The 9,791-nt window shown below is 69.4% G+C and carries 8 protein-coding genes and 1 pseudogene; 4 read left to right on the top strand and 5 right to left on the bottom strand.

Features of this window, described 5'->3' with window-relative positions; all coding sequences use genetic code 11:
* Positions 1-230 precede the first annotated feature (230 nt).
* Entirely contained in the window at positions 231-1,055 is an 825-nt protein-coding gene (locus E2651_RS19435; protein ID WP_135332441.1) for an FAD binding domain-containing protein, read from the top strand.
* The gene (locus tag E2651_RS19440; RefSeq protein WP_135332442.1) at positions 1,052-3,844 is read left to right on the top strand and encodes a molybdopterin-dependent oxidoreductase; all 2,793 of its coding nucleotides are present in this window, start codon (positions 1,052-1,054) and stop codon (positions 3,842-3,844) included. Before E2651_RS19435 ends, E2651_RS19440 begins: the two co-directional genes overlap by 4 nt.
* A 76-nt stretch (positions 3,845-3,920) precedes the next feature.
* Here the strand turns inward: E2651_RS19440 and E2651_RS19445 are convergent, their stop codons facing one another.
* The 4 genes and pseudogenes from E2651_RS19445 to E2651_RS19460 all read right to left on the bottom strand — a co-directional run bounded on the left by E2651_RS19445 (position 3,921) and on the right by E2651_RS19460 (position 7,499).
* Complete coding sequence (locus E2651_RS19445) at positions 3,921-4,592, bottom strand: class I SAM-dependent methyltransferase (RefSeq protein WP_135332443.1); 672 nt, start codon at positions 4,590-4,592, stop codon at positions 3,921-3,923.
* A gap of 100 nt (positions 4,593-4,692) precedes the next feature.
* Positions 4,693-4,959, bottom strand: a pseudogene (locus E2651_RS19450) (TOBE domain-containing protein); the annotation flags it as partial.
* 63 nt (positions 4,960-5,022) lie between these two features.
* A complete protein-coding gene (locus tag E2651_RS19455) occupies positions 5,023-6,240 on the bottom strand; it encodes an oxygenase MpaB family protein (RefSeq protein ID WP_135332444.1) in 1,218 nt (405 codons plus the stop codon).
* Between the two features lie 29 nt (positions 6,241-6,269).
* Entirely contained in the window at positions 6,270-7,499 is a 1,230-nt protein-coding gene (locus tag E2651_RS19460; protein WP_135332445.1) for an oxygenase MpaB family protein, read from the bottom strand.
* A gap of 166 nt (positions 7,500-7,665) precedes the next feature.
* Between E2651_RS19460 and E2651_RS19465 the strand changes: the two genes are divergently transcribed.
* A complete protein-coding gene (locus E2651_RS19465; RefSeq protein WP_245239005.1) occupies positions 7,666-8,421 on the top strand; it encodes a TetR/AcrR family transcriptional regulator in 756 nt (251 codons plus the stop codon).
* A 7-nt stretch (positions 8,422-8,428) separates the two neighbouring features.
* On the opposite strand, the gene E2651_RS19470 is transcribed toward E2651_RS19465, so the two are convergent.
* The gene (locus E2651_RS19470) at positions 8,429-9,280 is read right to left on the bottom strand and encodes an aldo/keto reductase (RefSeq protein WP_135332446.1); all 852 of its coding nucleotides are present in this window, start codon (positions 9,278-9,280) and stop codon (positions 8,429-8,431) included.
* A 203-nt stretch (positions 9,281-9,483) separates the two neighbouring features.
* Here E2651_RS19470 and E2651_RS19475 point away from each other — a divergent pair.
* The coding region (locus E2651_RS19475) for a helix-turn-helix transcriptional regulator (protein WP_135332447.1) at positions 9,484-9,791 on the top strand (308 nt) is incomplete at its 3' end.

The following is a 9,791-nucleotide window of genomic DNA, read 5'->3' on the forward strand; positions in this document are numbered from 1 at the left end:
GTGCTGACTCCTTGTATGGCCACCGGGTCGTCGACCGGCTTCTCACATCCACCAGGTGAGCGTGGGTCGAGTCATCGTAAATGCAAGGAAGTAGAGCTGACATGCCTCTTGGTTGATTCACCAGGACATGACCCGCCGGGCTGGAGATTTTCCGTGCTGTGCACCAGTCGTTTTCAGCCTGCGGCCGGGCTTCACTGACAAGGGAAGCAAGGGGCGAAGACGGGGGAGACATGGATCTGAACACGGTGCTCGACGTGCGTGACGCGCGCCGTCACGAGCCCTGGCGCCCTGGCGACGCCTGGCTCGGCGGCGGAACGTACCTCTTCTCCGAACCTCAGCCGCAGCTGCGGCGCCTCGTGGATCTGAGCCGGATGGGCTGGGAGCCCGTGCACGCGCTGCCCGACGGATCGGTGGAGATCGCGGCCACGTGCACCATCGCCCAACTGTCCCGGTTCGGGCGGAAGCTCGACGCGGTGGCCGCCCCTCTCTTCGAGCGGTGCTGCCGGGCCTTCCTCGCCTCGTTCAAGATCTGGAACATGGCGACCGTCGGCGGGAACCTCTGCAACGCCCTGCCCGCAGGACCGATGATCTCCCTCACCGCGGCCCTCGACGGCGCATGCCTGCTCCAGGCTCAGGACGGCTCGACCCGGCGGGTCAAGGTCGCGGACTTCGTCACCGGAGCGGGCCGCAAGGTTCTTGCCGAGGGCGAGTTGCTGCGCTCGGTGACGATCCCCGCTCGCTCGCTGCGGTGCCGTACCGCTTTCCGGCAGGCGTCGCTCTACGGCCTCGGGCGCTCCGGCGCCCTCGTCATCGGGACGCTGGATCCGCTGGACGGTTCGCTCGCCGTGACCATCACCGCCGCGACCCGACGGCCGTTCCGGCTCTGCTTCGCCCTGCCGCCCGGCCGGGCCGGACTGCGGCGGGCGATCACGTCGGCCGTGGGCGACTCCGACTGGTTCGACGACATCCACGGACTGCCCCAGTGGCGGCGGCACATGGCCTTCCACCTCGCCGAGCAGGTACGCCACGAACTCACCCGGGACGGTGTGCGATGAGTTTCAGCATCCAGGTCAACGACAAGCCCTTCGACTCCGAGCCTCGAGCCGGTCAGTGCCTGCGCACGTATCTGCGCGAGCGCGGCTGGTTCGGCGTGAAGAAGGGCTGCGACGCGGGCGACTGCGGGGCGTGCACCGTGCACGTGGACGGGGAGCCGGTGCACAGTTGCCTCTACCCGGCAGTGCGGGCGGAGGGCCGGTCGGTCACCACGGTCGAGGGTCTGGTCGGGAAGGACGGTGAACTCCACCCCGTACAGCAGAAGTTCCTCGACGCCCAGGGCTTCCAGTGCGGGTTCTGCACGGCGGGGTTCCTGATGACCACGGCCGCCCTAGAACAGGAGAAGGGCGGCGCCCACGACGACGGCAAACTGGACGACCTCCCGCGGGCCTTCAAGGGCAACATCTGCCGCTGCACCGGATATCGCGCCATCGAGGACGCCGTCCGCGGCGTGCGGCACACCGAACGACCCTGCGCGGGAAAGGCGGTGGGCAAGAGTCTCGGCGCTCCGGCCGGCCCCCAGGTCGTGACGGGCACCGCCCGGTACACCTTCGACGTCGAGGTCCCCGGGCTCCTCCACATGAAGCTGCTGCGCTCCCCGCACCCGCACGCCCGCATCCTCGCCATCGACACCTCCGCGGCCCTCCGGGTCCCCGGCGTCCACGCCGTCCTCACCCACGAGGACGCCCCGGCCACGCTGTACTCGAGCGCCCGGCACGAACACCCCACCGAAGACCCCGACGACACCCGCGTCCTCGACGACACCGTCCGCTACATCGGCCAGCGCGTCGCCGCCGTCGTCGCGATCAGCGAGCAGGCGGCCGAGGAGGGCTGCCGACGGATCGAAGTGACGTACGAGGAACTGCCCTACGTCACCGATCCGGAGGAGGCCATGCGCGACGGCGCGCCCGTCATCCACGCCGGCAAGGGACCCGAGGTACGGATCGCCCGCGTCGAGAACAACGTGGCCGGCGAGGTGCACGGCGAGATCGGCTCCGTCGACGACGGGTTCGCCGAAGCAGCGGTCGTCTACGAGGAGACCTTCCGCACCCAGCGCGTCCAGCACGCCAGCCTGGAGACACACGGCTGCGTCGCCTACTTCGAGCCGAAGGAGGACGGCACCGGCGAGCGGCTCACCGTGCGCTCCAGCACCCAGACCCCGTTCCTGACCCGCCGCGCACTGTGCGCCCTCTACGGACTTCCCGAGGACGAAGTCCGCGTCGTCGCGGGCCGGGTGGGCGGCGGGTTCGGCGGCAAGCAGGAAATGCTGACCGAGGACATCGTCACCCTCGCCGCGCTCAAGCTGCGGCGCCCCGTCAAGCTCGAGTACACCCGCGCCGAGCAGTTCTACGGCGCCACCACCCGGCACCCGTTCACGATCCGCATCAAGCTGGGCGCCCGCGCCGACGGCACGCTGACCGCGATCCAGATGCGGGTGGTGTCCAACACGGGTGCGTACGGCAATCACGGCCCGGCCGTGATGTTCCACAGCGTCGGAGAGTCCTTCGCCGTCTACCGGGCCCCGCACAAGAAGGTCGACGCCTACTCCGTCTACACCAACGGCGTTCCCGCGGGCGCCTTCCGGGGCTACGGCCTGGGCCAGGTCACCTTCGCCGTCGAGTCCGCCATGGACGAGATGGCCCGCCGTCTGGACATGGACCCGCTCGCCTTCCGGGAGCAGAACATCATCGGCCCCGGCGACCACATGCTCAGCCCGATCGGCGAGGAGGAGGACCTGCACATCGCCTCGTACGGGCTCGCCCAGTGCCTGGGAATCGTCCGCAAGGCCATCGCGGAGGACCAGAGCACCGACGACGTGCCGGAGGGTTGGCTCACCGGCCAGGGCACGGGGATGGCGATGATCGCCACGGGCCCGCCCGGCGGCCACTATGCCGACGCGACCGTCAGCCTCCTCGCCGACGGGACGTACGACATCGCCGTCGGCACCGCCGAGTTCGGCAACGGCACCACCACCGTCCACCAACAGATCACCGCGGGAGCCCTCAACACCACCATGGACCGGATCACCATCCGTCAGTCCGACACCGACGTCGTCCGCCACGACACCGGTGCCTTCGGATCGGCCGGCACGGTCGTGGCCGGCAAGGCGGTCCTGCTCGCCGCGGAATCGCTGGCCGGGCGCCTGAAGACCTTCGCGGCCCGGTACGTGGGCGTGGCACGGCACTTGTGCGTGCTCGGCTCGGAGGGGTTCGACTGCGACGGCCGGATCGTCACACTGAAAGAGCTCCACGAGGCGGCCCACGCGGAAGGGGCACAGGACGAGATCACGGCGGAAGGCCACTGGGGCGGCACCCCGCGCTCGGTGGCCTTCAACGCCCAATGGTTCAGGATCGCCGTCGACCCGGACACCGGCGAGATGAGGATCCTGCGCAGCGTCCACGCCGCCGATGCCGGAAAGGTCATGAACCCACTGCAGTGCCGCGGCCAGATCGAGGGTGGAGTCGCCCAGGCCCTGGGCGCCACACTCTTCGAGACCGTACGACTCGACGAGCGGGGCCAGGTGACGACGGCGGCCTTCCGGCGCTACCGCCTCCCGCAGTACGCCGACGTGCCACGCACCGAGGTCCACTTCATGGAAACCACCGACGCGATCGGCCCCCTGGGCGCCAAGTCGATGAGCGAGAGCCCCTTCAACCCGGTGGCCCCCGCCTTCGCCAACGCACTCCGGGATGCCACCGGCATCCGCTTCACCGACATGCCGGTGACCCGCGACCGTGTCTGGCTGGCGATGGATCAGGAGGCGACGACGCGACGGGCCGGGCCCCGGTGAAGGGTCGTCTTCGTCCGGCCGGGCGGAATCCGGATGCTCCGTTCAAGCCGGGTAAGCGGCTCGGTGAAGACCGGATTCACGAGTCGTCCCAGTCGAACTCCGCGCGCCATCGCAGGGCGTTCGGATCGTCGGGGCGCGGCATCTGCTCGATCCGTGTGGCCCGCAGACCGCGGACAGCGAAGGAGTCCAGTTCCGAGCGCGCGAGCGGCCACGGCGGACCGTCCACCTTCTCGCCCTCCTCGCGGATGTCGGCGATGACGAGGAGTCCGCCGCCGTGCGCCACCATGCCGGACACGTTGACGATCGCGTCCGCGCGAACCGAAAGCGGCATGGACTGGACCGTGATCGACTCCACGACGAGGTCGAAGGCATCGAACCATTCGACGGGCGGCTCCAGGAGATCGGCCACGGCATAGTCGACGGCCGACTCGGGGAACCGCTCCCGCGCGCCGCGGACCGCGGTGGGGGAGACGTCGAACGCGGTCGTACGGAATCCCAGCCCCGCCACGTATTCGGCGTCTTGGCCGAGCCCGCAGCCGACCACGAGCGCGCGCCTGCCCGTGCCCTCCGGCTGACGCCGCTCGGCCCAGTCGACCAGAAGTGCGTTCGGCCGGTCGCGGTCCCAAGGCACTGTCGCCTCACCGTTCGCGGCCTGTGCGTAGAGCCGCTCGAACCATCCGGTCGGGTCGTTCCTGGACAGGGCCTCGGCGGCCAGCCTGTTCGCGTCCACGTCACGGTCATCGCTCATGGGCGCAGTCTCGCCGAACTCATGCGGCAGATCAGTCACGTCGCGGACGTGGCGCTTGTCGGCGGCGAGTTGCTTGACGTACGCGGTTCTTCCCCGCGTGTCAGGTCCGGTCGATATGTACGTTGGTCGACTTCACGCGGGCGGTGGCCTCCATGCCGACCTCGAGGCCCAGCTCCTCCACGGCCTCCCGGGTCAGCAGCGAGACCAGTCGATGCGGCCCGGCCTGGATCTCCACCTGCGCCGCGACATCGCCGAGCTTCACACCGGTCACGATGCCCGGGAAGGCGTTGCGGACGGAGGTATAGGACGCGTCTTCGTCGCCACCGTTCTTGGCGAGCTCGACCGAGAAGGCGGCCAGGTCCCGCCCCGGTCACCAGCGTCGGACCGGCAAGCACGTAACCGAGGAAGCGGCGCCGTCCGATGGCGTAGTTCATCGGTTCGCGTCGGGGATCTCGAGGTGGATCGGTCTGCCCTCGGACAGGAAGAGCAGGACGAACTTGCGGAGGGCTTCCTCCATCGCCCAGGCGGCCTCCGGGACCAGGGGCAGCGGGATCAGCTTCTCCCGGAAGGCCACCAGGAGCGGCCAGGACCTCGAGATCAGCGGCTGCCAGAACGGCTCCTCGGACAGCCCGATCAGGTCGCCGATCCGGTCGCCGAGCGTGTATCTGGAGAACGCGCTGACCAGGGGCCGCGACACACCGGCGTCGAGTTCGGCGACGATGTCGAGGAGCATCTCGGTGAGCTTGACGCCCTCGTCCGTGCGGGCGAGCACCGGGTCCAGGAGCTGCTTGGACTGGGCGTCGGCCGCCTCCCAGGTCGCCGGGATGTACTCGTCGCGGACACCGAGCATGTGCGCGGTCACCTGCCACACGTGCAGGTAGGCCTCGGACTCGGCGCGGGAGACCGGAACCCTCCACTCCTTCAGCTTGCGCATGACGAGAGTGGCCAGGCTGTGCCAGGTGACCAGCACGTCCGCCTGGCTGATGGGGATCTTCTGACCGCCGCTGGTGCCGGTCCAGCCGGGCGACTTCGGCAGCAGATTGCGTACCGCCGCGTGCACGAGGCGGGTCCGCACCGCGGTCACGATCATGGAACCCTGGGGCTGGTAGGCGTCCAGGTCCCCGACGTCGTACCCGAGCTTCGCCGTCTTGGCGATGCGGTCCTTCATGTCCGCGCCGCCCTTGGAGTAGTAGACGGCGCGCGCCTCCCTGGGGATGGCGGTGCTCATCAGACCACTGCCGAGCCCGTACAGGGCGCCGACGTAGATCCCTTTCGTCCTGTTGAACTGGGCGGCCGTGTCGAGCTTCTTCTGGTCGGCCCAGGCGGGCAGTTGGCGGGCCTTCTCCATGAACTGCCGCAGATCCAGGGGCAGTCCGTCGGGCAGGGGCTGGTCGTTGCGGGTCCAGGTGCGCAGCAGTTCGTTGACCTTGGGTACGTCGCCTCGTGCGAGGACCGAGCCGAGGAGCTGGTCGGCCTCGTCGTCCCACACCCACTGCGGGTCGGTGCCCGCGCCTGCCCCGGCCACCGAGCCGCTCGCCGCCCAGGACCAGACGGACCGTGCGCCCGCCGGCGACGCCATGCCGAGCGCTCCGACCGCGCCCAGGGCTCCGCCCGTGAGCAGCATCTTGCGCCTGCTGAGTTCATCCATGCTCGGAACTCCTCCTTGAGGCCGGGTGGTCAGCCGGGCCGGTTGGCGTCGGGGATGTCGAGGTGGATCGCGCGTCCCTTCGAGAGGTAGAAGAGGATGTACTTGCGGGCCGCTTCGTCGATCGTCCAGGCGATCCTCGGCACCAGGGGCAGCTTGATCAGGCCCTCGCGGAACGCCACCAGTGGCGGCCAGGCGGTCTTGACCGCCGACTCCCAGAACGGCTCGCGGGGGATGCCGTCCCAGTCGGCGATCCGGTCGCCCACGAGGTACCGGGCGAAGGCGTTGACGAGCGGCCGGTCGACGCTGCCGGGGCTGGTCTGCTCGGCGAGCTGGCCGAGCAGGATGTCGGTCAGCTCGACGCCTTCGCGGGTGGGGCCGAGGACCGGGTCGAGGAGCTGCTCGGACTGGGCCTCGGCCGCCTCCCAGCTCGCGGGGATGTATGCGTCGAGGATGCCGAGCATGTGCGCGGTCACCTGCCACACATGAAGATGGGCCGCGGACTCGGCGGAGGTGATCGGGACCTTCCACTCGCGCATCTTGCGCATGGCGTAGGTGGGCAGCGTGTGCCAGGTGACGAGCATGTCCGCCTGGCTGATGGGGATCTTCTGACCGCCGCTGGTGTCGGTCCAGTGCGGAGACTTCGCCAGTAGGTTGCGTACGGCCGCGTGCACCATCCGGGTCTTGACCGCTTCCACGATGCACGTGCCGTCGGGCCGGTACGCGTCGAGCGCCCCGACGGCGAAGCCCAGCTTGCTGGTCTTCGCGACCCGGTCCTCCATGTCGGCGCCGCCCTTGGAGTAGTAGACGGCGCGCGCCTCGCGGGGAATGGCGGTGCTGAGCATGCCGCCACCGATGCCGTTGAGGATGTTGAGGTAGAGCCCCCTGGACTCGTTGAACCTCGCTGCGGTCTCGAGCTTCTTCTGGTCGGCCCAGGCGGGCAGTTGGCGGGCCTTCTCCATGAACTGCCGCAGATCCAGGGGCAGTCCGTCGGGCAGGGGCTGGTCGTTGCGGGTCCAGGTGCGCAGCAGTTCGTTGACCTTGGGTACGTCGCCGCGGTCGAGCACGGCGCCGAGGAGCTGGTCGGCCTCGTCGTCCCACACCCACTGAGGGTCGGTGCCCGCGCCCGATCCGGCCACCGAGCCGCTCGCCGCCCAGGACCAGACGGACCGTGCGCTCGCGGGCGACGCCACGCCGAGCGCGCCGAGCGTACCCAGCGCACCGCCCGTGAGCAGCATCTTGCGTCTGCTGAGTTCATCCATGCCCGGAACCCCTCCTTGAGCCGCCTCAGCGCTGACTGATACTCTGATACAGATCGTGTAGCTGCGTTTCATCGAGGGAAGCACAGCCCGGATCGGAGCACCAGACTCCGGGGTCGACTTCTTCAACTTGCCGTCTAATAAGGGCAGTTGGGGAGGTCCAAGAAAGGTGACTGTGGAACCTGCATTGCCCTTCCTTGCCGCGTCCTTCCTCGCCACGTCCCAGGACTCGGATTCCGTACTCGACCGCGCGTTCGCCGAGGCGGCCGAGCGGGTCGACGGGAAAGTCGACGGGAAAGTCGACGGGAAAGACGAGAACGACCAGAGCGACGCGAGTGACGAGGTCACCACGCGCGTGCTCGACGCCGCCTTCGAGCAGTTCCGCCGCATGGGCATTCGGCGGTCCACGATGGAGGACGTGGCGCGCCGTGCGGGGGTCTCCCGGATCACCGTCTACCGCCGGTTCGCCTCCAAGGATGCCCTGGTCGAGCAGGTCGTACGGCGTGAGTTCCGGCGGTACTTCGACCAGTTCATCGTCGACGTCCAGGACGCCGGGACCGTCGCCGAGCGCGTGGTCCTCGGCTTCGTGAGCTCGCTGCGGGCCATCCGCCGCAATCCCCTCATCGGCGGCCTGATGGACGTGGAACCGGACGCCGTCGTGCCGTCCATGACCAGCGACGGGGGCCGCACGCTGGCCGTCGTGCAGCAGTTCGTCGCGGGACGGCTGCGCCGCGAGCAGCGGGCGGGCAAGGTCTCCCGCGACGTGGACGTGGACGTCGTGGCCGAGATGATGGTCCGCGTCTCGGCGTCCTTCCTGGTCATCCCCAGCCACGTCATCGACCTCGACGACGACGAGCAACTACGGGCGGTGGCCCGGCAGTTCCTCGTACCGATGCTCGGCCCGCCACCCGCCGCCCACTCCTAGCGGGCGCTCAGCCGTCCAGGCGCCGCTTGGCGAGCCAGGAGACGATCTCCGGGTCGCGGTGGTCGAAGAAGAGCGAGTTCCCGGTGTCCAGGGTGGCGATGGCCGCCATCTGGTCGTCGGTGAGGTCGAAGTCGAAGACGTCGAAGTTCTCCGCCATCCGCTCGGCACGGACCGATTTGGGGATCGCGACGACGCCCCGCTGGGTCAGCCACCGCAGCACGACCTGAGCGACGGACTTGCCGTACTGTGCGCCGATCTCGCTCAGCAGCGGGTTCGTGAACAGGTCGTTCCTGCCCTCGGCGAACCCGCCCCACGACTGGATCTGCACTCCGTGCTCGCGCATGAGCTCCTGGTAGGCGGCGCGCTGGAAGAACGGGTGGGTCTCGATCTGGTTGACCGCAGGCGTGATCTCGTTGTTCAGGATCAGGTCGACCAGCCGGTCGGGGTAGAAGTTGGCGACGCCGATCGCCCTCGTCCGCCCCTCGCGCTGGAGCTTCTCCATCGCGCGCCACTGCCCGTACACATCGCCGTACGGCTGGTGCATCAGGTACAGGTCGAGATGGTCGAGGCCGAGCTTGTTCAGGGAGGTCTCGAAGGCGCGCAGGGTGTTGTCCTGGGCGGGAGCGTCCTGCACCCACAGCTTGGTGGTGACGAACAGCTCCTCGCGCGGGACGCCGCTGTTCTTGACGGCGCGGCCGACGGCCCCCTCGTTGCCGTACGCGGCGGCGGTGTCGAGCAGGCGGTAGCCGGCCGCGAGGGCCTCGGAGACGGCCTGCTCGGTCTGCTCCGGCGGGATCTGGTAGACGCCGAAGCCGAGGATCGGCATGGCGACGCCGTTGTTGAGGGTGACCTGCTGCATGACGTTCCTTCTGAGTACGGGGTGCGGGGTGCGGGGTGCGTAGGGGAAATGTGCGGACGATGTCATCCACCCTGCGTCATCCACCCTGCCGCGGCGAGCGCCGTACAGGCAGGCCGAGCTGATCGGGGGAGAGGACAGCGGGGGGTATGACAGGGCCCCTCTCGCGCGTGCGGCCCGGGTGACGGCAGGGGGAGACTGGTCGTATGGCACCCGAGCAGTACACCGGCGGCGACGAACTGGCGCGCTTCCTGCGCGCCCGCCGCACCCAGACCAGCCCCGAGAGCGCAGGCCTCACCCCCGGACCCGGCGTACGCCGCACCCCCGGCCTGCGCCGCGAAGAGCTGGCCACGCTCGCCGGGGTCAGCATCGACTACTACACGCGCCTCGAGCGCGGCAAGGAGACCAGGCCGGGCCCCGGAGTCGTCGACGCCCTCGCCCGTGCCCTGCAGCTCGACGACGACGAACACCACCACCTTCGGGAACTCGCCGCCCGAGCCGCCCGCTATGCGCC

The organism is Streptomyces sp. MZ04 (genome assembly GCF_004684775.1).
In the GTDB taxonomy this organism is placed as follows: domain Bacteria; phylum Actinomycetota; class Actinomycetes; order Streptomycetales; family Streptomycetaceae; genus Streptomyces.

What these genes read in the sequence shown, in the direction of transcription:
- E2651_RS19435 (WP_135332441.1), top strand. Translation starts at nt 231, where the DNA reads ATGGATCTGAACACGGTGCTCGACGTGCGTGACGCGCGCCGTCACGAG.
- E2651_RS19440 (WP_135332442.1), top strand. Translation starts at nt 1,052, where the DNA reads ATGAGTTTCAGCATCCAGGTCAACGACAAGCCCTTCGACTCCGAGCCT.
- E2651_RS19470 (WP_135332446.1), bottom strand. Translation starts at nt 9,280, where the DNA reads ATGCAGCAGGTCACCCTCAACAACGGCGTCGCCATGCCGATCCTCGGC.
- E2651_RS19455 (WP_135332444.1), bottom strand. Translation starts at nt 6,240, where the DNA reads ATGGATGAACTCAGCAGGCGCAAGATGCTGCTCACGGGCGGAGCCCTG.
- E2651_RS19460 (WP_135332445.1), bottom strand. Translation starts at nt 7,499, where the DNA reads ATGGATGAACTCAGCAGACGCAAGATGCTGCTCACGGGCGGTGCGCTG.
- E2651_RS19445 (WP_135332443.1), bottom strand. Translation starts at nt 4,592, where the DNA reads ATGAGCGATGACCGTGACGTGGACGCGAACAGGCTGGCCGCCGAGGCC.